Source organism: Rhodocaloribacter sp., assembly GCF_056451265.1.
This window is the reverse complement of the sequence record NZ_JBWOPL010000005.1, coordinates 19,505-41,507: the sequence shown is the minus strand read 5'-3', so window position 1 is coordinate 41,507 and position 22,003 is coordinate 19,505. Positions and strand designations below refer to the sequence as shown.

The window sequence follows — 22,003 nt, the reverse complement described above, 5'->3', positions numbered from 1 at the left end:
CGAGGATTGCTCCGGCAAATGGCGGGGGCGGTTGATTCTTTGCGCTTCCGGAATTACTCTCTACCCGCAGAACGTGCGCGTCGCCCCTCCGGATTCGGGCTGGTGGCTGCCGCGTGAGGGATCAGGATCAACGAACAGCGGGATTCACGGCGATGGGCACACAGGATATCCGACAGCAAAAGGATGCGGCGGCGATGCGCCGGTTCACACGTCAGGTGATGCAGGACGTACAGGCGCTCGAATATATGCTTCGGGAGGGCATGTTCGAGACGGACGTGCGCCGCATCGGGGCGGAACAGGAGCTTTTCCTCGTCGATGATCGCTGGCAGCCCGCGCCCGTCTCGATGGAAGTGCTCGAACGCAGCGACGACGAGCGCCTCGTGACGGAACTGACGCGGTTCAACCTCGAGTTCAACCTCGATCCCTATGTCTTCGCCGGGAATTGTTTCCGGCAGATGGAGCGACAGATCAACGAGATGCTCGGCTACGTGCGGGGCCTCGCGCATCAGGCCGGAGCCGAGGTGGTTATGGTGGGCATCCTCCCCACGATCCATCTCTCCGATCTCGGCCTCGACAACATGGCCCCCATGCCGCGGTACTTCGCGCTCAACGACGCCATCATGGGACAGCGCGAGGGACGGCCGGCGCAATATCAGATCCGGGGCGTGGACGAACTTTTTTTCCAGCACGACAACATCCTCGTCGAAGGCTGCAACACGAGCTTTCAGACGCATTTCCAGGTCACGCCCGACGAGTTTCCCCACTATTATAACATCGCGCAACTCATCGCCGGGCCGTGCCTGGCCGCCGCCACGAACTCGCCCGTGCTCTTCGGCAAACGGCTCTGGCGCGAGACCCGCATCGCGCTCTTTCAGCAGGCCGTCGATACGCGGAGCAGCAACCTTTACCTCCGCGAGATGAGCCCGCGGGTGAACTTCGGAACGGACTGGTGCCGCAACTCGGTCACGGACATCTACAAGGAGGACATCGCCCGTTTCCGGATGCTTTTCACCACCGAGCTGGACGAGGATCCGTTCGCCACGCTGGAGGCGGGCGGGGTGCCGAGCCTGCGCGCGCTTCAGCTCCACAACGGCACCGTCTACCGGTGGAACCGCGCCTGTTACGGCATCACCGACGGCAAGCCCCACCTGCGCATCGAGAACCGCATCCTTCCCGCCGGCCCCAGCGTCATCGACGAGGTGGCCAACGCCGCGTTCTGGTTCGGAGCCGTGCACGGGCTCGCGCGGAAATATCACGACATCCCTTCGATCATGGATTTTGATCTGGCGAAGAGCAACTTCGTGGCGGCGGCGCGGCTGGGCCTGTCCTCACAGATGGCGTGGCTCCACGGCGAGAGCGTCCCCGTCGATGAACTGATCTGTGACGAGCTGTTGCCCGTGGCCCGGGAAGGGCTGGCCGCCGCCGGCATCGATCCGGAAGACATCAGCCGGTATCTCGACGTCGTCGAAGAACGGGTGGAGCGGAACCGGACGGGCGCGCAGTGGCAGATCCATTCGCTGGCCCGGATGAAACGACAACAGACGACCCGCGCCGAACGGCTCTCGGCGCTCGTCGAGAAAATGATCGAGGCGCAGACGGAAGGGAAGCCCGGCCACACCTGGGAGCTTGCCGCCTTCGACAAGAAGATGGGCGTCCGGAGCATCATGGGCACGCGCGTGGAGCATTACATGTCCACCGACCTGTTCACGGTGCACGAGGAGGAGCTGGTCGAGTTCGTGGCCGTGCTCATGGACTGGCAACGCATCCGGCACGTCGTGGTCGAGGACAATCAGCATCGCCTGGTGGGGCTGGTGACGCATCGCCGCCTGCTTCGCTATCTCGCCGAGAAGAGCGCCGTCAACCCGGAGCACGCCGCCACCGACGTGCCGGTGAAAGACATCATGATCCCGGACCCCATCTCGGTCTCGCCCGAAGCCTCGAACGTGGAGGCCATTCAACTCATGCGCAAGCACGGCGTCGGGGCGCTGCCGGTGGTGCGCGACGGCCAGCTCGTGGGCATCATCACCGAAGGAGATTTCATCCGCATCGCCGGACATCTGCTCGACGATACCCTCGGCATGCCCGACGAAGACTCGGGCGCGCCCGACGCTTCGTCCGAGGCGTGACCTGAGCCTGCGGCGATTCAGTCCTCTTCCTCGTCCGCGGCCGCTTCGTCCTGCTCCTCTTCAATCTCCTCGGCGTCGATCTGATCGAGGAGGTCGTCCAGTTCGGTTACGGGAGGAGCCGTCTCGTCGTCATCGTCGGGGATCGACGGCGGGGGCGGCGGCGGGACGGTGTCGGTGGAGAGCACGTACACCGGCCCGAGGTGATGGGTCCGGTCCGCCGGCTTGACGATGCCCTCGTCGATGAGACGCCGGGCGATCTTGTACGGGCACATCTCGTACCCCTTCGAAGGCTTGAAAAAGTTCGCGTTCCGACGTTCCCGTCCCACGATGAGCACGTAACCGCGGGAGAGCTTCGAGCGCGCGTGGGCGGCCCATTTTTCCTTCGTTACGGTCGGGATGGGGGTGAGGTTTTTTGCTTCCATGAGACGTACACGCGGTGTTCAGGTGGACCAATCGACGGTGGAGGTTGCGTACGGCCGTCTATTGGGCGGGGATTTGGGGGAGAGCATCGGACCGGGCCGGCAGAGGTTAAAGCGGCCGTGCGAAAAAAGACCTCGCGAGGGGCGTTAGCTTTCGGCGCGGTTGACCTTCCAGAGATACTCGAACCGGACGTTCGGTCGGGCTTTGATCTCGGCGGCGGTGCGACCTTCGAGGAGCGTCTTCAGCCGGTCGTAGTCCGGACGTTCGGGCGACATGAACCCGAGCAGGTAATCGCCCGCGGGCAGGCCCTGCCGGTCGAAGTCGCTGCCGAACCAGTCGAGCAAGGCGGAGAGGACGAAGCCGTCGCCCTCGACGCGGAAGTGTCGGGGGCGGTTGACGAAGTCGGCCATGGCGTCGTCGAGTTCGGCGTCGACGTTCTCCGGGGTGAACGCCCGGCGGCGGAGGCTCGGGCACGAGACGGCGGCGCAGTTGATCCCGGCATGGATGCGCGGGTCGAGCTCGGGCAGGCGGAAGACGGCCAGCCGCTCGTCGAAGTCGCTCCGGCGAAGGATCACGTGTTCGATCTGGTCGAGCGTGACGTCGAGGCCGGCCGTCCGGTAGGGGGTTCGGAAGAAGGCCTCCACGAAGCCGTCGGCCACGATGTCGTTCACCTCCGGCGTCTCGATGACGTTTTCGAGCATCTGCACGTTGTAGGCGTTGAGCCAGAAGGCGAGGCGTTCCTCGCGGGTGAGCAGGCCGGAGGCGTCGAAGTCCTCGACGGCTTTGAGCACGCGGCGGAAGTCGTCCCGGAGCTCGCCCCGGAGGAGGTCGTACCGCACGAGTCCCTCGCCCGTGACGACGCGCGCGAGGAGCGTCGTCAGCGACGCGGCGTAGTCGGCGGCGGGCGCGACGTCCCCGGCGCGGCTCTCGGTGGGAGCGTCGTCGAGGGGGCGCACCACCTGAGACTCGCAGCCGAAGAGGAGCGCGAAACAGAGGATGGCGGTCATGGCGGAAGGATGGCGCGTGCGAGGCAGCCTGCCGTCGCGGAGGCAACCGGAGGACGCGCGAGTGAAACCGATGGCGTTCATGATAAAATAAGTTATGGCGGGCAATCCATTGTTACGTCTCAGTCACTTTTCGAAGAGAAAAATTCGAGGGGGGATGCTCCGGCCGGGACAAAGGGCGGGGCGCGTCTCGACCGATGTTCGATTCGCATCCGTTTCATGCGTAGATTATCGGAAACGATCCACGCCGCCTTTCTTCGAGGAACCGCTCATGAAGACCCTTTTCGATCCGGAGACCCATCGGGAGGTGCTCGACCGCCTCGGCCGCCTCACGCCGGAAACGCCTCGCCGGTGGGGGAAGATGTCGGCGGGCCGGATGATCTGCCACCTCGCCGACCATCTCCGAACGGCCCTGGGCGACCTCGATGCGGGGCGCGGCGGCGGCCCGATGACGTGGGCGCCCGTACAGTGGTTCGCCATCGAGGTGATGCCGTGGCCCCGCGGCCTCCCGACGGCGCCGGTCATGCTCACGACGGAGCCCGCAGACTTTGCGCAGGACGTGGCGGAACTCGAGGGGGTCATCGAGCGCTTCGTCGCACGCGGGCCGGAGGGCGCGTTCGATCCACACCCGCTCCTCGGCGCCCTCTCCGGCGCGCAGTGGGGCCGCCTCGCCTATCGACACCTCGATCATCACCTCCGGCAGTTCGGCGTGTGAGCGGGGAGCGGGTCAGCCGTTTTTCACGGCCAGTTGTCCGCAGGCGGCGTCGATGTCCTGACCTCGGCTCCGGCGCACGGTGACGGTGACGCCCCGGCGCACGAGGAGGCGGATGAAGGCGTCGAGCCGTTCCTCGCTCGTCCGGGAGAAGCCGAGGCCCTCGACGGGGTTGTACATGATGAGGTTGACCTTGCTCGGGGCCCACGCCGCCACGTCGGCGAGCGCGCGGGCGTCGTCGTCGGTGTCGTTGAACCCGGCGAACATGCAGTATTCGTACGTGACGCGGCGGCCCGTCTGCCGGGTGTAGTACCGGATGGCCTCCCGGAGCGCGCCGAGGTCCGTGGCGGCGCGGCGGTTGACCGGCATGATGGCGCTCCGCTTCTCGTCGATGGGCGCGTGGAGCGAGACGGCGAGGTTGACGCGCGGCGCGTCGTCGGCGAACTGCCGGATGCGGCGGGCGAGGCCGACGGTGGAGACGGTGAGGCGCTTCGGCGAGAGCCCGAAGCCGTCGGCGTCGGTGAGGAGGGCCACGCTCCGGAGCACGTGGTCGTAGTTGAGCAGCGGCTCGCCCATGCCCATGTACACGACGTTCGTGATCGTCCGGCCGAAGCGTTCGAGCGCTTCGTCATTCATGAACCGGACCTGATCGACGATCTCGCCGGCGGTGAGGTTTTGCCGGAAGCCCATCTGCCCCGTGGCGCAAAACGAGCACGCCATGGCGCATCCGACCTGACTCGAGACGCACACCGTGAGCCGTTTCGCCCGTCCGTCCGCGTCGAAATCGGGGATGAGCACCGTCTCGATCCGTTCGCCCGAGCCGAGCGAAAAGAGGCGCTTGACCGTCCCGTCCCGCGCCGTCTGCATCGCGACAGGGGTGATCGTCCCGAGTACGGCCGTTTCGGCGAGGGCCTCCCGGAACGATCGGGGCAGGTCGGTCATCTCGGCGAACGTGGTCGCGCCTTTGCCGAAGAGCCATTTGAAGAGCTGTCGTCCCCGAAAGCGGGGTTGTCCCATCCGTTCGGCGAGCGCTTCGAGCTCCTCCCGGCTCATGGCTTTGAGATCGATGGGGTCGGTGGCGATATCGGAGGGCTTCGTGTCCATGAGGCCCTTGAACGACGTCGCACGGCCTGCGTTTCGGCGGGGAGGATGAAGATCGCGCGCCGTCAGTCGCCGAAGAGGGGTCTGCGCACGGCGCGGGCCGTGAGATAGAGGATGAGGGCGGCGAAGACCGCGCTCACGGCGATCGAGAGGCCGAGCGGCGCGGAGGCGTCGGGTGCGGAGGCGGGCCAGTACAGACTTTGCCGGAGCGCCGAGACGCCGTACGTCACCGGGTTGAGGGTCATCACCCAGCGGAGCGGGGCGGGCACGCCCGTGAGAGGGAAGACCGCGCCGGAGAGCAGCCACATCGGCAGCAGGACGAGGTTCATCACGGCGTGGAAGCCGCGCGTGGTCTCCATGCGCCAGGCGAAGAGCACGCCCAGCGCCGTGAAGGAGATGCCGATGAGCGCGCATACGCCGACGAGGATCACGAGGCCGAGCAGGGTCGGATGGAGACCGGACAGGGGCAAGAGGAAGAGAAAGAGCACCGCCTGAAGGAGCGCAAGGGTGGCTCCGCCGAGCGTCGCCCCGAGGACGAGCGAGAGCCGAGACGTCGGCGCGACGAGGGCCGCCTGAAGGAAGCCGCTCTTGCGCTCTTCCACGATGGAGATGGTCGAGAAAAGGGCCGTGAAGAGCAGCACCATGGCAATGACGCCGGGGAACAGGAACTCCATGTAGCCCACGGCAGCATCCCCGTTCGACGGCATGCGGAACGTCCCCTGAAAACCAAAGCCGAGCAGGAGCCAGAAGCCGAGCGGTTGCCCGAGCGCGCCGATGATGCGGCTCCGGTCGCGGACGAACTTGATGATTTCACGCTTCCACAGCGCGGTGAGGGCGGTCATGACGTCTTTCGGATGAGGCGGAAAAAGGACTGTTCAGGCAGGGAGCGTTGCTCCGTGGGCGGCCTCGTCGAGGGCATGGCCCGCGTGGACCATGAACACGTCTTCGAGCGTCGGCGTGCGGACGGTGGCGCTCTTGAGCGCGTCCCCGAAGGTTTCGTAGAGCGCCGGGAGGATCGCCGGGGGGTCGGGGTGGCGCACCTGCACCTGCGCGCCGATGATGCGGGCTTCGAAGCCGAGCCGGGTGCGGATGCTCTCGGCGAGCGCGCGCGGGTCGTCGGCGGAGAGCCAGAGGGTGGCGTCGCCGAGTTCAGCTTTGAGCGTCTCCGGCGAGCCGAGCGCGACGAGGCGCCCCCGGTCGAGGATGCCGATACGATCGCACGCGTCGGCTTCGTCGAGCAGGTGGGTGGCCACAATGATCGTCGCGCCTTCGTCGCGGCGGAGCGGTTCGAGCGCATCCCAGAACGACCGCCGGGCGACGGGGTCGAGGCCGGTGGTCGGCTCGTCGAGCAGGAGCAGGCGGGGGCTGTGGAGCAGGCCGCGCGCCAGGTCGACGCGGCGCTGAAGCCCGCCGGAGAGCGCCTTCACCCGATCGCGCGCGCGCTTTTCGAGGCCGAAGCGTTCGAGAAGCGTCCCGATGCGGCGGGTCAGGTCGCGCTTGCCGAGGCCGTAGAGCGCACCGTGGATACGGAGGTTCTCGGACACCGTAAGCTCGTCGTCGAGGGCGGGCTGTTGAAAGATGACACCGAGCTTCCGGCGCACGGCGTGGGGCGCGCGCGCCGTGTCCGCGCCGAAGACGGCCGCCGCGCCCTCCGTGGGGCGCAGCAACGTGGAGAGGATGCGGAAAAGGGTCGTCTTGCCTCCGCCGTTCGGCCCGAGGAGGCCGAAGAACGACCCCGCTTCCACGTCGAACGTTACGTCGCGAAGGGCGACGTGATCACCGTATCGGTGGGTGACTCTCTGGACGGATACTGCCGGTTCGGCCATTGATGATCTTTTTGAAACAGCGGATGATGCCGCGCGCTCAGCCATCGGATGTGCGGCGTTTGAGGGGGGATCCGATGGCGCGTTCTGCCCGCCCGTAGATCATTCGAACACCCATGTCGCGAGTTTGTCGAGGCCGATGAGCGCGACGAGGACCGGGATATAGATGATCGTCGCCATGAGCACACGGCGGGCATCCTGAACGGTGCGGTAGTAGAAGAAACGGAGCACGGGCCGCAGAAACCACAGCCCGAGCGCCAGCGCTCCGGCAAAGTAGAGCCACCCGGCGATGCCGAGCGCGGTCGGCACGAGGCTCGCGGCGATCATGAGCACGGAGAAGAACACCGTCTGTCGCACGGTCGATACGCCGTCGGGCTCGACGACGGGGAGCATGGCGTACCCCGCGCGCGCATAGTCTTTCCGGTACATCCACGCCAGGGCGAAGAAGTGGGGCATCTGCCAGCAGACGAGCACGGCAAAGAGCGCCCACCCGCCCGCGCCGAGCGTGCCGGTCGCCGCTGCGAAGCCGCCCAGCGCCGGCAACGCGCCCGGGATCGTGCCCACGAGGGTGTTGTGCTTCGTCTTTCGTTTGAGCGGCGTGTAGACGTACAGATAGAGCGCAACCGTGACCGCGGCGAGGACGCCGGTGAGCGGGGTCGTCAGCGGGCACAGGATCGCCAGACCGAGGGCGACGAGGCCCATGCCGAAGTTCCGGGCCGCGTCGGGGCTGATCCGTCCCGTCGCCAGGGGGCGACGCGCGGTGCGGCGCATCCGCCGGTCGAGGTCGCGTTCATAATAATGATTGAGCGCCCCGCTGCCCGCCGACGTCAGGACGACGCCCGTGAGCAGGGCCAGAAGCTTCCACCCGTCGAGGCCGTCCGGGGAGCCGAAGAGGAAGCCCGCCAGCGCGGTGACGGCCACGAGAAAGGAGATCTCGGGCTTCGTCAGCGTCAGATAGTCGCGCCAGGGTGTGGAGACGCGCGCGGCCTCGACCGGGACGGGTGCGGCGGCCTCGGCCTGAGGCGAACGAAGCAGGGAACGGTGCGGGGAAGTCAACATTAAGAGGCGGGGTGTGGAGTAAACGCTAAAGGTACGGATCCTTCACCCAAGGTGAAAGAGGCGGTCAACCGGAGCGTTGAGGGTGCAACGCCTCCGGCACGGGTTCGGCGGCCGTGACGGCAAGCCCGGAAGCGCCGAGCAATACGATCGAAATCCAGAGAAAATCGGCGAGGAGCAGGTGCGCGAGCTGCATCCAGACGGGCGCCAGGAGAAAGACGTTGAGCAGCCCCGCCAGAAACTGGACGACGAAGAGCGTCAGGACGATGCGGGCAAAGTGTTTCACGGCGGGGGACGGTCGAAGCGACGCGAGGTGGCGCGTGACGAAAAGGAGATAGACGCCGAAGAGGATAGCCAGGAGGGGATGACCGATGCGGAGACGTTCGAGGAAATGGGCGGCGGCGGAGAAATCCTGCCGAAACCCCTCGGCGAGGGTGTCCGGTCGAAAAAGGGTGTCGCCGAGCGCAGTCAGGGCTCCGGCGCTGCTGAGCACGAGCATGCCCAGCAGTGCGGCGCCGACCAGCCACCGCGCTTCGCCCCGTCGGCGGAGGTCGACGTCCGGCCCTCCACCGGCCCACCACACGGTCAGCGTCAACGAGGCCAGCAAGAGCATCGTGTTGACGAGGTGGACGGCCATCGAGAGGACGCGCCCCAGCGAGGCGTCGTCGGCCACCCATTCGAAGAGCACCAGTCCCGCTCCGACCAGCCCTTCGGTGATGATGAAGATCAGCGAAAGCGTGGCGGCCCGGCGCACGGGGTGGCCTTTCCGGAAGGCCCGGAACGCCCAGATGAAGAGGATCACGACGAAGACGCCGGCCAGCCCACTCGTCAGCCGGTGCGTGAGTTCGATCAGCGTTTCCACCTCCGGCGCCTGCGGCACGACTTCGCCGTTGCAGAGGGGCCAGTGGCTTCCGCACCCTGCGCCCGATCCCGTGGCGCGCACGAAAGCGCCCCAGAGAATCACGAGCAGGTTGTACGCGAGCACGGCCCAGGCGTACCGGGCAAATCTCTTGTTCGTCTGCATGCCGGGGGCCTCGAGGACCCGGAGGGTGAAAAGGCGAAGATCGTCCAAGGTACGAAAAAGCATGCGGGTAAGAGACACGCGCATGCATGTGGGCAGACCAACGGAGGCGGGTTTGGGCTGTTCCGTTAAAAGTGCTCGAAGTGGACGTGCGGGAGCCGGAGATGCGGCGCTGCGCCGCGCTTCACGAGAAATGCGCCGAGGGGCGGCTCAGCGGAGGGGGAGCATGCGGTGCATGACCGAGAGGAGCAGTCCGTTCATGGATGAGGGGCGCTTTGCTTGTGCGCCGGGGACGTCGGGAAGCGGCGCGGTCTTCCATCCGGGAACGGCCGGTGAAGGGCTTCCCGGAAGCGTGGCGGCAAAATCGGACAACGCGACCGGCAGGACCTCGGAGATGTGAAAGAGGCCGGTTTTCATGGGTTCTCAAAGGAAGTTTCGTATGCGCCGTCAGAATAAACGCGCGGGGTGTCAGCCGTGTGTCATTCCGGAAAATCCGCCCGGATGATTGCGATAAGTCCTCAAGGCCGGCGGCCGTACAGAACGTAGGGACCATAGGCGGAAGGGGGGGCGTCTGCCTCACAGGAGAAGTCGGGCGCGTTCGGGCAAAACGTGCCGAGGTACTGCAGGCCGAGTTCCCGAAACCCCTCGTTCGCATCTCCGGACAGGTCGCGTTCCCGATAGATGGCAAAGTGCACCCTTCTGAAGAGCGCGCGTCTGTTTTTTCGGGCAAGGGAGCCTTGCGCGACGGGTTCCCAGTTCGGCGCATAGATTTTCCACCCGAGCGGACGACCGGGATAGTAGAACTCGAACGTTCTGCCGAGATACACCTCGTGTGGACCTGCGCCGATCTTTTCGGCGGCGAGCCGAAACAGCCCCTCCGGATCGCGTTCCCGGCGCTCCTTCAGCGCCACCGCAGGCCGTGCGACGAGGGAAAGCCCGACGGTCCAGAGGAGCAAGACGCTCAGCAGCCCGACGCTCGCCCATCGAGGCCATACGGGAGACGTGCGGCGAGGCGGGACGAGAAAGAGCCCGGCCGTAAGTGCGAAGAGGTACGGGATCAGGTACAACACCCGCGCGCTGTAGATCAGCGTCGAAGCGATGAGGGCGTATCCGGCGAGGGTGGCCAGGAGCAGCCCGGCTTCCCGGCGGATGAGGGCGGCGAGGAAAGCCGTGATCAGAACGACGACCGAGAGGTTGAGCGTGCCGGCCACCGCACCGAAGCGAAGGAGTTTGCGGAGTCTGGCCGTCATCGGGGCGCCCGTGGCTGCGCTGGAGGACAAGAAGATGCGGGTGTCTTCGACGAGGCGGCTCGCATGCGGAAGCAGCGGGATCGCCAGCGCGACGGCGACCGCCACGCTTCCGGCCAGGAAAGCGGCGGAAAGGGTCAGGGCCCGGCGCCGCCCGTGTTCCGTGCCGGGGCCTTCCCGGAGGAGATGGACCAGTTCGAGGAGGATGAGCGGGTAGAGGAACACCGCAGACTGCCAGGTCATGGCGGCGGCGGCGGCGAGCGCCCCGGCGAGGGCGGCATACGTACGGGCTTGCGCGGGAGCCGCCCGTGCGCGGCGGAGCATCCAGCACGAGGCGAGCGCCGCCGCGAAGGCCCACCCGTCTACGCGCCCGCCCTTGTAGCTTTTGACGAAGAGTGGATCGAGAAAAAAGGCCAGGCTCAGCGCGCCGGCCGGCCACGGGCTCGTCCCCCGCGCAAGCAGCCAGCCGAGCATCGTCGTGGCCGCGAGCATCGCGCCGAAGAGGGCGGCCAGCCGCACGGCGCGCGGTGTTTCTCCGGCAGCGCGGTAGAGCAACTCGTGCGCCAGCGGTCCCGCGTACGACCACGCTCGCACGGGCCGCCCCGTCTGCGGCGACCACTTCGTCGACCACTCGCTCTCCGGTTCGAGGGTGAGCCGCCCAAAGTCCACCTGCTGCACTTCGTCCTGCCAGTAGATGGGCGAGATGTCCAGCGTCAACACGTGCACGAGGGCGGCGGCGGCGAGCGCAGCGGCCCACGTGCGCCGGAGCATCCGCCGGGATGGAGGAGGCGAGTCGGGTGTGACGGGGGCGAGGAAGGGCATGGGCGTGGTCGGGGGAAGGGCAGGTTTACGCGCTGGTCTCAGGAGGCCGAGACCCGGCAGGGGCCTCATCCGGGTCGACCATGGGCGGCCGGTCCGACGGCTCCGAAGCGAGGACGGCGGCTTCCACGTAGAGCGGTCGACGTTTCACCTCCTCGTAGATCCGCGCCAGGTACGTGCCGAGGATGCCCAGGCTCAGCATGAGCAGGCTCCCGATGATCTCCAGCAAGAGGATAACCGTCGTGAACCCCTCCACCGCCTCGCCCATCCACCATTGCGCGAACACCTTCGTCCCGAGGATCAGCGAGAAGAGGAGAAAGAGCACACCGGCGAGGGTGATCAACTGGAGCGGGAGCGTCGAGAAGGCGGTGAGGGAACGGGTAAAGAGCCCGGCAAGCTTGACGAAGGTCCATTTCGAGCGGCCGTGTGCGCGTTCGGGGACCTCGAACGACACCTGCGCCCGCTCGAAGCCCATCCACGCCACGATGCCGCGAAAAAACAGGTTGCGCTCTTCGAGGTGGAGGAGCAGGTCCACGGCGCGGCGGTCGAGGAGCTTGAAGTCGGTGGCGCGGTCGAGGTCGAAGCCGGAGAGTCGGTTCATGAGCGTGTAGAAGAGGCGCGCGCCCAGCCGGTTCAGGAGCGGCTCCCGGCTCCGGTGCGTTTTTACCGCCTCCACCACGTCCACGCGCGCTTCCCGCCAGATCCGGTACATTTCCGGGATCAGCCCGGGCGGGTGCTGGAGGTCGGCGTCCATGACGAGCACGGCGCCGCCGCTCGCGTGCCGGAGACCGGCCCAGATGGAGGCCTCTTTGCCGAAGTTTCGGCTGAAACGCACCGCGCGGAGCCGGGGATATGTCGCGCACGCGTTTTCGAGGAACGACCACGTGTCGTCCGTCGAGCCGTCGTCGATCACGATGAGTTCGTGCGGGATCGCGGCCTTGCGGAGGACGCCTGCGACGACGTCGAGCGTCTCGATCACCCCCGACCCTTCACAATAGGAGGGGATCACGACCGAGAGCAGGGGGGTTGCGGGAAGACGCATCGGTTCGCTGATGGGGGAAACGTTGCGGGCAATCTACGAAAAAAACAGACCGGCGGGCGCGCCGTCGTCGGGGTGAGTGTTCTCTCGCAAAGTTTCACGAAGGGGCGTTGATCGGCGGAGGAGAACTTTCTAACTTTCCCGTCTGTATGTACCCGTCTTCATCTCTCCTGTCCACCGGCTTCTGATGCGGCGATTGCGCTCGAAATGGGGAATGCGCTGGCTGACGCTCGTGATCGGCGTCAGCACGTTCACGTCGTTCGTCGCGCCGCTGGCGACGTCGGCGCAGCCTTCCGTCCTGCCTTTCGCCGACTGGCTCCGGAGCCAGTTGCGCGAGCCGGCGGGCGCAGCCTTCGAGGAAGCGCTGGCGGCCGTGGAAGTCCGCGCGCCCGGGACGTTTCACGAGTACCTGTCGGTCTTCTTCGAAGCGTATGCGGGGCGCCACTCCGGCGAGGCGCTTGCGAAGGCCTTCACCGGGCAGTCGCTCTCTCCCGAGGCGCTTCTGTTCTTGCTCCAGTGCCGGTATCACCGGGTGGTCGGCGAGGCCGTATTGCCTCCCACGGCCCTCTCGGCGATGGTTGCGCCGCAGATGAAAATCCCGGAGCACAATCCTGCCGCGTTCGCCGGGCAGGCCGAGGCCCTGCTCCGCACGGCGGCCCTGTCGCGCGTTGCTTCGGCAAACCATGCGGAAGCCTTCGCCCACGCGTTGCGCCGGATCGTGACGGCGCAGCCGCTCGGGCCCTAGCCCCTCACTGCCGGTTCACCGGCTGACCCCATTCCGCGCATCCACGTGCCGGGACGTACGTTTCCCGGCGTGGACGGCCCCTCTAGCTCTCGCGGCCTTTCCCTGTCCGGAAAGCGCCCGGCCATCCGGGCCGAAGCGCGCCTCTTTCCCGCGTCTCCCGTATCGGCGGCGTGTTCCGCTTTCGACCACAACCATTCTCAAAGTGAACCATGCAAGGTAACGGACTTAAGATCGGCATCACCGTTTTCTTCCTGGTGCTCTCCGGCTACTACCTGTATCCTTCCGTCAAGAGCTACTACATCAACAAGAAGCTCAGCGCGATGACGGAAGAGGAACGGTCGGCCTATCTGGAGGAGCATTTCAGTGATATTCGTGAAACGAAAGAAAAAGCCCTCAAACTCGGGCTCGACCTTCTCGGCGGCATGCACGTGACGTTGGAGGTGCGCGTCGAAGATCTGATCCGCGCGCTCGCCACCGATACGGATCAGACCTTCGAGGAAGTGCTGGCCGCCGCCCGGGAACGCGCCGCCACCGGCGACATCTCGATCATCGACGCCTTCGTGGAGGAGTTCGAGAAGCGCGATCCCGATGTGCGGCTGTCGCGGTATTTCCGGAACGACGAAGCGGGGATCACGCGGCGTTCGAGCAACGCCGAGATCGCGCAGTACCTCCGCCAGCAGGCCGACGAGGCCGTCAACCGGGCCATCGAGATCATCCGGGACCGGGTGGACCGGTACGGCGTCACCGAGCCCTCGATCCAGAAGCAGGGCACGCGGCGCATCGTCGTGGAGATGCCCGGCATCGACGACCCCGACCGCATCCGCGGCTTGCTCAAAGGGACGGCGCGCCTGGAGTTTCACCTGATGGCGGACCCGGCGGAGTTGCAGCGGTCCCTCCAGCGCATCATCGAGTACTATGAGGTCGGGCTCGACTCCAGCCTCGTCGATACGAGCGCCGTGGCCGAGGCCGACTCGACCTTCGACCCGAACGCGCTCATCGACGAGGAGCAGCAGGGCACGGGCAACCGCCTGCTCGAAGTGATGACGCCGGTCGGGCAGGGCGCCATCTTCGGAAGCGTCGTCGAGCAGGACACGGCGAAGGTCAACCGACTGCTCTCCGACCCGAAGGTGCGCGAGATGCTTCCGCCCGACGTCGAACTGATGTATACGGCCTCGCCGCAAGGGTTCACCCCGGAAGGACACGAGATCTATTACCTCCTCGGGGTGCGCAAGGACGTCGAACTCGACGGCAGCGTCATCACCGACGCGCGGGTGGACTTCGACCAGTTCACGAACCAGCCGGAGGTCTCGATGGCGATGAACTCCGAGGGCGCCCGCACCTGGTCGCGTCTGACGGGGGCCAACGTCGGGAAACAGGTCGCCATTGTGCTCGACGGCGTGGTCTACTCGTATCCGGTGATCAACGAGCGCATCCCGAGCGGGCGCACGAGCATCACCGGGCTGGCTTCCCGGGAAGAGGCGCAGGACATCGTGACGGTGCTCAAATCGGGCGCGCTTCCGGCGCCGGTGGACATCGTCGAGGAGCGAACGGTCGGGCCAAGCCTCGGACGGGCTTCGATTCGCGCCGGCTTCAACTCGGTCATGGTCGGGTTGCTGGCCGTGGCGTTGTTCATGATCCTCTATTACCGCACCGCCGGCGTCGTGGCCGACCTGGCGCTCATCCTCAACATCATCTTCATCCTGGGCATCCTCGCCAGCTTCCGCGCCACCCTGACGCTTCCGGGCATCGCCGGTATCGTGCTGACCATCGGTATGGCCGTCGATGCCAACGTGCTCATCTTCGAGCGTATCCGCGAGGAACAGGCGACCGGCAAGACGCTCAAGGCGTCCATCGAAGGGGGCTATGCCAAGGCCCTCAGCGCCATCTTCGACGCGAACATCACGACGTTCTTTGTGGGCGTCATTTTGTACTCGTTCGGCGTCGGGCCGATTCAGGGCTTTGCCGTCACGCTGATGGCCGGCATCCTGTCCTCGATGTTCACCGCCATCGTCTTCACTCGCATCATCTTCGACTACCTCGTGATCGAGCGTCGGAAGGTGGTGAGCTTCGGATAAAGCGCGCCCGCTCGACCGGGTCATGCAAAAGATGTTGAATCCGTCGCTTCCGGGCGACAAGCATTGAGAGAAACGACCATGCGAATTTTTGAAAACACCAAAATAGACTTCATCCAGAATCGGATAAAGGCGTATTTATTCTCCGGGGTTCTGATTCTGATCAGCCTCGGATCCATCTTCATCCACGGCCTCGAACTCGGCATCGACTTCAAGGGCGGTATGGAGTTTGTCATTGAGACCGATCAGCCGCTGGTGACGACCGAGGTGCGTTCGGTGTTGTCCGATGTGCTCGGGCAGGCGCCCGAGGTGAAGGCCTTCGGTGAAAATGCGCTGCTCATCCGCACCCTCGCCGACAGCGACATCACCCAGCGGAAGGATCAGATCGTTGAGGGTATCGAGTCCGCTTTTCCCGAGTCGAATCCCAAGGTCGTCAAGACGAACACCTTGTGGCCGCGCTTCGCGGAGGATCTGAAACGCGGCGCCATCTATTCCGTCTTCGGATCCCTGCTCGTCATCTTCGTCTACATCCTGATTCGCTTCGAATGGCGGTTCGGCGTCGGGGCGGTGGTCGCCCTGTTCCACGACGTGACCATCACGCTCGGGGCGTTCTCGCTCCTGTATGGGGTGCTGCCGTTCTCGCTGCAGGTCGATCAGACGATCATCGCTGCTTTTCTGACCATCGTCGGCTATTCGCTCAACGATACGGTGGTGATCTTTGACCGCATCCGTGAGTACACGAATCTGTTCAAGACGGAATCGTACGACAAAGTGGTGAACCGGTCGATCAACAACACGCTCAGCCGCACCATCATCACTTCCGGGACGACCTTGCTCGTGGTCCTGACGCTCTTTATATTCGGGGGCGAAGTGTTGCGTGGTTTTGCCTTTGCGCTCATCATCGGCATTGTTATCGGCACGTATTCGTCCATCTTCGTGGCGTCGCCGATCGTGGTGGAGTTGAATGCGCGTATGCCGAAGAAACGGCGCAAATGAACCGCGAAGCGACATCCCGGGACATAGAACCGAGATGACCTGTGGCGCGTGCTGCGCATGGATTCACAGGTCCAGGCCTTCCCTGATTACCCCCATTCAAGTCCGGAGGACAGATGAACTTCAACGTGGACGAGCGATACAACGCCGTCGTGATCACACTGAAAGGCAACGTCATGGGTGGTCCCGACGGCGCCAAGCTGCACGAGACGTTGCACGAGCTCAAGAAAAAGGGCAAAACCAACGTGGTCGTGGACCTCTCGAAGGTCAAGTTCATGAATTCGAGCGGCCTGGGCATGCTCATCAGCGCGCTGACGACGATGCGCAATGCCGGCGGCGACCTGCGTCTGGCCAATGTGGCCGATCGCATCCAGTCGCTGCTCGTGATTACGAAGCTGATCACCGTGTTCAAACACTATGATTCGGTGGATGAAGCGGTCGCGAGCTTCGAGGAGGAAGCATAAACCCTTCGGGGGGCGCGGTCGTTCGGATCCGTCGTTGCGGCGCAGGCGTCGCGCGCGGGCTCACGGGCCTTGCCCCCCGCCGTGAAAGCAACCGTGAAGGCGGCGGGGAAAGCCTCGCCGCCTTCTCTTGTGCCGTGCCCGTCGCCTCGCCCGTACGCGGGGGCGCGGGCGTCGCGCGGAAAACCATAAACGTTCCGGAGAAGCATCATGCCGGTTACAATCGTCATCGGAAGCCAGTGGGGCGATGAGGGCAAAGGCAAGATCGTCGATCTGCTGGCCGACCAGGTGGACATCGTGGCGCGGTATCAGGGGGGCGCCAATGCGGGGCACACCATCTGCTGGGGAGACCAGACGTTCGTCTTGCACCTCGTGCCGAGCGGCATCTTTCACGAGGGCGTCACGTGCGTGATCGGCAACGGCGTAGTGATCGATCCGGCGGCGGTGCTCGAAGAGATCCGGATGATCCGAGAGCTCGGCTACGAGGTGGAGGGGAGGCTCCTGATCTCGCACAACGCCCACCTCATCATGCCGTATCACAAACAGGTGGAGGCGGCCCGTGAGCGCGCGCGCGACGCCGGCGCCATCGGCACCACCGGGCGCGGCATCGGACCGGCATACGTGGACAAGTTTGCCCGCACCGGCATCCGCGTGGTGGACCTCCTCGACCGGGAGACGCTTCGCAAGAAGCTCAAGCGCTCCATCGAGGAGAAGAACGTGATCCTCCGGAACATCTACGGTGAGGCGGGGCTCGACGTGGAGGCCATCATCGAGGAGTACGTCGCCTTCGATCAGCTCATCGACCCATATGTGACCGACACGACGCAGTATCTCTGCCGGGCGCTCCGGGAGGGCAAGCGCGTGCTGGCCGAAGGCGCGCAGGGAGCGCTGCTCGACGTCGACTTCGGCACGTACCCGTTCGTCACCTCCAGCCACCCGACCGCCGGCGGTTGTTGCACCGGCCTCGGGGTGCCTCCGACTGCCGTCGAACGGAGCATCGGCATCGTCAAGGCCTATTGCACCCGCGTGGGCAACGGACCTTTCCCGACGGAACTCCTCGACGAGGACGGCGAGCGACTCCGGCGCCTCGGCCACGAGTTCGGCGCGACGACGGGCCGCCCCCGTCGCTGCGGATGGCTCGACCTGGTCGCCCTCCGCTATACCACCATGGTCAACGGCTTCACCGACTACGCCATCACCAAGCTCGACGTGCTGACCGGCTTCGAGACGATCAAGGTATGCACCCGCTATCGGTATGACGGCAAGGAGACGACCCGCTTCCCGAGCGAGGTGCAGACCCTCGAAAAGGTGGAGCCGATCTATGAGACGTTGCCGGGATGGTCGGAGGATCTCACGGGCGTGAGGCGCTTCGAAGACCTGCCCGCCGCCGCTCAGGATTACCTTCGCTTCATCACCGAGCAGACGGGCGTCGCCGTCCGGATGGTCTCCACCGGGCCGAAGCGCGACCAGACCATCGTGCAGCCCTGACGGAAGCGCCCGGTGAGGGCGGCGGCTGAACCCGGGCGCGGCTTCGCCGTTGTATCGGGCGCGCAGGCGTCCGTCTCGCCCGTCGCGTTCGTCTCTATCCCCACCATCCGGCTCCCGAAGATGCGCGCCTACCGCGTTTCCGTAAACCTGAAGCTCGGGCTGATCGTCTTTGCGGTGCTTATCGCCGTAGCCTCGCTCGTCTACACGAACCGGCTCGTGAAGCGGCTGGGCGAACGCGAACAGTCGATCATGCAGCTCTGGGGGAAGGCGTATGAGCAGCTCTCGAAGGCGGCTCAGCCGCAGGCCCTCAACCCGTATCTCCCCGAACTCCGGGAGCTCGACCAATTGCTCCGTGAATGGGAAGCGGGAGCCGGGGCGCGCGCGCTCCCGCCGGAGCGTCTGGAGGCGTACCGCAAGGCGGTGCTCTGGGCGCAGGGTATGCCCGAGGCGAGCGAACTCAGCTTCATCACGGACGCCATCCTGGTCCCGAACACGTTCGACATCCCCGCCATCGTCGTCGACGCCGACACGAAGCGCGTGGTCAACTGGCGAAACATCGACGGCGTGCCGGACGCTTTCACGGGGCTCTCGCCCGAGGATTCCCTCCGCGTGGTGGAGACGCTCGAAAGGCGGCTGGAGGATATGGCGAAGGCGTTCGACCCCATCCCCATCGAGATCGATTACGGGGATCAGCAACTGAACCAGCTCCTCTATTTCGACGAGTCGAACCTCGTCAAACAGCTCCGTATCTTCCCGTACGTCCAGCTGATCTTCGTCGGGCTGTTCATCCTTGTCGGATATCTCGGCTTTTCTTACGTGCGTCGAAACGAGCAGAGCAGCCTGTGGGCGGGCATGGCCAAAGAGGCCGCCCATCAACTCGGCACGCCGATCTCCAGCCTGATGGGGTGGCTCGAAGTGCTCCGCATTCCGGACCTGCCGCCCGAGCAGGTGGAGGCCGCCCTCAACGAGATCGAGCACGACATCGACCGCCTGCATCGCGTCGCCAATCGCTTCTCGGACATCGGGTCGCTTCCGAAGCTGGAGCCCATGTCGCCCGCCGTCGTCATCGCCCGCACCGCCGACTACATCCGTCGCCGGATGCCGCAACAGGGCATCACGCTCGACGTGGAAGCGCCGCCCGAACTCCGCGCGCCGCTCAATGCCGAGCTTTTCGAGTGGGTCATCGAGAACCTGCTGAAAAATGCGCTCGACGCCATCGAGACGGAGCAGGGGCGGATCGAGGTGAAGGCGTGGGGGGAACACGGGAAGGTGGTCATAGAAGTGAAGGACACCGGAAAGGGCATCGACCGGCGAAACTGGAAAAACGTCTTCCGTCCCGGGTACAGCACGAAACGGCGAGGCTGGGGGCTGGGGTTGAGCCTGGCCAAACGCATCGTCGAGGATTACCACGGCGGCACGCTCACCCTCGCGCAGTCGCGTCCCGGTCAGGGCAGCACGTTTCGCATCGAGCTTCCGTCGGCTTGAGACGGTCGCGAGCTCAGGAGGGGAAGTGGATGCGGCTTCGGAGGAGGTCGGCGTCTCCGGAGGTGACGGCCACGAAGATGTCGTCCCGGTTGCGCCACACGAGCACCTTCCGTTCGCCGAGGTCGTGGAGATCGAAACGGTCGTCGCTCTCGATCTGGAGGAGGATGTCGCGTTCGAGTTGCACGCGTCCCCGGTTCCGTTCGAGGAAGGCGTAACTGTACGTGAAGACGGTGATCCGTTCGCCGGTGGCGGGGTCTTCGAAGAGGAGCACCGGCACCTCGGCGCCCGGGATGATCGCGCCGGAGCCGACGCCGAGGAACAGGACCTGATCGATGTTCGGGATGGTGATGCGACGCCCCAGACGGTCGCGCACGTACCGTTCGGCCTGTTCGGGACTGGCGGTCCGGAACGAGGGGTGGACCTCGTCGGCGTGGCGGGCGGAGAGGGTGATGATGTTGAAGTCGGTCTCCGGCTCGGGAATGAGCGCGGTAATGCCGTAGCCGACCAGGCCGGTGAAGACGATGATGGCGAGCCCGGTGAGGAACCCGCGCAGCGGCCGGCGTCGCGGGCGGCGCGGCCCCGACCCGCCCCGCGCGACGGGGACGGCATCGCGCGTAGAGGCTTCGGAGGGGGCGGCGTCCGGTTCGAGCGCGGCGGCCACGGCGGGGGGGAGCGTCGGCGGCAGAGGCGAGAGCTCGTCGGCGATCATGCGCTGAAGCGCGGCGGGCATCCACTCCGACGGCTCTTCGGGAAGCAGGTACAGCAGGCGGCGCTCGGCGCTCGAGACGGGATTGCGGACGATGCGCGAGAGGGTGCGGCGCGCCTCCTCGAGCCGGGCGCACGCCGTCACGGCGTCGAGACCGACGACCACACTCGCCTCCACGCACGAGAGGTTCTCGACGTCGCACAGCGTCAGCAGCAGCCGGTGCTCGTGGGGGAGCGTGGCAAAGGCGACCGGGAGCGCGCGGTCCACGTATTGCCGACACAGCCGGAGGCGCAGCTCACGCAGCGCCGAGGCTCCGGACGTCTCCGCTTCGTCCCCGGAGCCGTCCTTCCCCGCCCGCTCCCGGTAGCATTCCTGCATCAACTGAAAGAGCCAGGCTTTCTCGTCGGTCAGGAGCCGCTCCGACGGCGAGCGTTCCGCCGCCCGCCGGTACGTCTCGAGCACGAGGTCGGCCGCTTGCCCGGGGTCAGGCGTCAGGATCTGCGCGAACGTGTAGAGGCTGTCCAGATGCTGGAGCAGGGGGTTGGGGCGGGATGCGGAAAGGTCGGGCATGGATCGGGCTCATACGTGTCGAGAGCGTCGCGGCGAACGTTCGGAACGGGCGTTTATAAAAACACGATGTTCACCGGCGCGCCTTTTCGAATGCCCAGCAGTTCGGATGCGTTCCCGCCGTGGACGGCTATTTCGAGATAATCGTTGCTCCCGAAAAGCGCCACCGGCTCGCCGCGCGCCACCTCGGCATAGGTGCGATGGACGGTTCGGAGAATGGTGTTGCCCGCAAAAATCTTGACGGGGCGGCCCTCTCGGGCGGCTTCGAACGCCGTGCGGGGGATGTTGGTGATGCAGTTGCCGAAACGGTCGACGTGGACGACCCAGCCCTGCAGGCCGCGTCCGTCGACGATGGGGAGCGCCCAGTGGAGCGGCGTCAGCGCGTCGAGGGGACGACCGAGGTCGGCGAGGGGGCGGCCCGAGGCGAGGTGCGCCGCCGCCGGCGCGAAGATGTCCCGCCCGTGGAACGTGGCGCTCGGCTCGGGCGTGCGCCAGAACGCCGGGCGGTCCAGCACGACGCCCTCGTCGGGAGGCTCGCCGTCGAAGAGGAGGGGGAACAGGCCGTTGTCCGGACCCACGAAGCGGTGCGTCCCTTTGCGCACGGCCACGGGCCGCCGCTCCGTCCCCACGCCCGGATCGACGACGACGAGGTGAACCGTTCCCGGGGGGAAAAGGAACGCGGCGTCCCGGAGCACGAAGGCGGCTTCCATCACGTCCTGCGGCGAGATCTCGTGCGTGACGTTGACCATACGCGTCTCCGGCGCGATCCGAAGGATGACGGCTTTCATGGCGGCCACGTAGGCATCGCGCGTGCCGAAGTCGGTGGTCAGGGTGAGCAGAGGGGATGGAGAGGTGCTCATGCGTCGGGTGGGATGGGGCGCTGCGCTCACAGTGACGATCCGGGGGCGTCTTTCATACTTCGGCGGCGGGAGAAGATTCCCGCTTTCCCCGCTCCGGAAAAAATTAATAAGGCGCTTGCGCCCTTTCCGTCCACCAGACGGGAGCCCGGCAATAATTGAAACGCCTCGGAACAGCGATGCACGGCGTCAGTCATAAGCACCCTGTCTTTTGTCCGAGCGAAACCCGGCGTCGATGATGAGTGATCCGCGTGAGCAGCC

At 65.8% G+C, this 22,003-nt stretch carries 20 protein-coding genes; 8 read left to right on the top strand and 12 right to left on the bottom strand.

The window, feature by feature from the left end:
* Positions 1-152: 152 nt before the first annotated feature.
* Entirely contained in the window at positions 153-2,126 is a 1,974-nt protein-coding gene (locus tag AC1HIY_RS00460) for a CBS domain-containing protein (RefSeq protein ID WP_479574735.1), read from the top strand.
* 17 nt (positions 2,127-2,143) lie between these two features.
* Here the strand turns inward: AC1HIY_RS00460 and AC1HIY_RS00455 are convergent, their stop codons facing one another.
* Positions 2,144-2,548, bottom strand: a complete 405-nt coding sequence (locus AC1HIY_RS00455; protein WP_479574734.1) for a hypothetical protein — start codon at positions 2,546-2,548, stop codon at positions 2,144-2,146.
* Positions 2,549-2,692: 144 nt separating this feature from the next.
* The gene (locus tag AC1HIY_RS00450; protein WP_479574733.1) at positions 2,693-3,553 is read right to left on the bottom strand and encodes a DUF547 domain-containing protein; all 861 of its coding nucleotides are present in this window, start codon (positions 3,551-3,553) and stop codon (positions 2,693-2,695) included.
* 268 nt (positions 3,554-3,821) lie between these two features.
* On the opposite strand from AC1HIY_RS00450, the gene AC1HIY_RS00445 reads away from it, so the two are divergent.
* On the top strand, positions 3,822-4,265 hold the full coding sequence (locus tag AC1HIY_RS00445; protein WP_479574732.1) for a DUF1569 domain-containing protein: 444 nt from the start codon (positions 3,822-3,824) through the stop codon (positions 4,263-4,265).
* 12 nt (positions 4,266-4,277) lie between these two features.
* Here AC1HIY_RS00445 and rlmN read toward each other — a convergent pair whose 3' ends face one another.
* The 8 genes from rlmN to AC1HIY_RS00405 all read right to left on the bottom strand — a co-directional run bounded on the left by rlmN (position 4,278) and on the right by AC1HIY_RS00405 (position 12,371).
* Positions 4,278-5,366, bottom strand: a complete 1,089-nt coding sequence (gene rlmN, locus AC1HIY_RS00440) for a dual-specificity RNA methyltransferase RlmN (protein WP_479574731.1) — start codon at positions 5,364-5,366, stop codon at positions 4,278-4,280.
* A 62-nt stretch (positions 5,367-5,428) separates the two neighbouring features.
* Positions 5,429-6,205 carry an ABC transporter permease gene (locus tag AC1HIY_RS00435; RefSeq protein WP_479574730.1) on the bottom strand — a complete coding sequence of 259 codons (777 nt, stop codon included), beginning with the start codon at positions 6,203-6,205 and terminating at the stop codon, positions 5,429-5,431.
* A gap of 33 nt (positions 6,206-6,238) precedes the next feature.
* A complete protein-coding gene (locus tag AC1HIY_RS00430) occupies positions 6,239-7,189 on the bottom strand; it encodes an ABC transporter ATP-binding protein (protein WP_479574729.1) in 951 nt (316 codons plus the stop codon).
* 99 nt (positions 7,190-7,288) lie between these two features.
* A complete protein-coding gene (cyoE, locus tag AC1HIY_RS00425; RefSeq protein ID WP_479574728.1) occupies positions 7,289-8,245 on the bottom strand; it encodes a heme o synthase in 957 nt (318 codons plus the stop codon).
* 64 nt (positions 8,246-8,309) lie between these two features.
* Positions 8,310-9,266, bottom strand: a complete 957-nt coding sequence (locus tag AC1HIY_RS00420; RefSeq protein WP_479574744.1) for a COX15/CtaA family protein — start codon at positions 9,264-9,266, stop codon at positions 8,310-8,312.
* A 207-nt stretch (positions 9,267-9,473) separates the two neighbouring features.
* Positions 9,474-9,680, bottom strand: coding sequence for a hypothetical protein (locus tag AC1HIY_RS00415; protein ID WP_479574727.1), 207 nt, complete (start codon positions 9,678-9,680; stop codon positions 9,474-9,476).
* A gap of 101 nt (positions 9,681-9,781) precedes the next feature.
* Positions 9,782-11,332: a hypothetical protein gene (locus tag AC1HIY_RS00410; RefSeq protein WP_479574726.1), complete on the bottom strand. Its 1,551-nt coding sequence runs from the start codon at positions 11,330-11,332 to the stop codon at positions 9,782-9,784.
* Between the two features lie 25 nt (positions 11,333-11,357).
* Entirely contained in the window at positions 11,358-12,371 is a 1,014-nt protein-coding gene (locus tag AC1HIY_RS00405) for a glycosyltransferase family 2 protein (protein WP_479574725.1), read from the bottom strand.
* A gap of 211 nt (positions 12,372-12,582) precedes the next feature.
* On the opposite strand from AC1HIY_RS00405, the gene AC1HIY_RS00400 reads away from it, so the two are divergent.
* From AC1HIY_RS00400 to AC1HIY_RS00375, 6 genes are all read left to right on the top strand, one after another.
* A complete protein-coding gene (locus AC1HIY_RS00400) occupies positions 12,583-13,113 on the top strand; it encodes a hypothetical protein (protein ID WP_479574724.1) in 531 nt (176 codons plus the stop codon).
* 209 nt (positions 13,114-13,322) lie between these two features.
* Entirely contained in the window at positions 13,323-15,188 is a 1,866-nt protein-coding gene (secD, locus tag AC1HIY_RS00395; RefSeq protein ID WP_479574723.1) for a protein translocase subunit SecD, read from the top strand.
* 78 nt (positions 15,189-15,266) lie between these two features.
* Entirely contained in the window at positions 15,267-16,181 is a 915-nt protein-coding gene (gene secF / locus AC1HIY_RS00390; RefSeq protein WP_479574722.1) for a protein translocase subunit SecF, read from the top strand.
* A gap of 113 nt (positions 16,182-16,294) precedes the next feature.
* Complete coding sequence (locus tag AC1HIY_RS00385) at positions 16,295-16,642, top strand: STAS domain-containing protein (RefSeq protein ID WP_479574721.1); 348 nt, start codon at positions 16,295-16,297, stop codon at positions 16,640-16,642.
* 207 nt (positions 16,643-16,849) lie between these two features.
* Entirely contained in the window at positions 16,850-18,127 is a 1,278-nt protein-coding gene (locus AC1HIY_RS00380; RefSeq protein ID WP_479574720.1) for an adenylosuccinate synthase, read from the top strand.
* Positions 18,128-18,139: 12 nt separating this feature from the next.
* The gene (locus AC1HIY_RS00375; RefSeq protein WP_479574719.1) at positions 18,140-19,612 is read left to right on the top strand and encodes a sensor histidine kinase; all 1,473 of its coding nucleotides are present in this window, start codon (positions 18,140-18,142) and stop codon (positions 19,610-19,612) included.
* Positions 19,613-19,625: 13 nt separating this feature from the next.
* Here AC1HIY_RS00375 and AC1HIY_RS00370 read toward each other — a convergent pair whose 3' ends face one another.
* Both AC1HIY_RS00370 and AC1HIY_RS00365 read right to left on the bottom strand, forming a co-directional pair.
* Complete coding sequence (locus AC1HIY_RS00370) at positions 19,626-20,888, bottom strand: RNA polymerase sigma factor (protein WP_479574718.1); 1,263 nt, start codon at positions 20,886-20,888, stop codon at positions 19,626-19,628.
* A gap of 53 nt (positions 20,889-20,941) precedes the next feature.
* Positions 20,942-21,745 carry an SAM hydrolase/SAM-dependent halogenase family protein gene (locus AC1HIY_RS00365; RefSeq protein ID WP_479574717.1) on the bottom strand — a complete coding sequence of 268 codons (804 nt, stop codon included), beginning with the start codon at positions 21,743-21,745 and terminating at the stop codon, positions 20,942-20,944.
* Positions 21,746-22,003 lie beyond the last annotated feature (258 nt).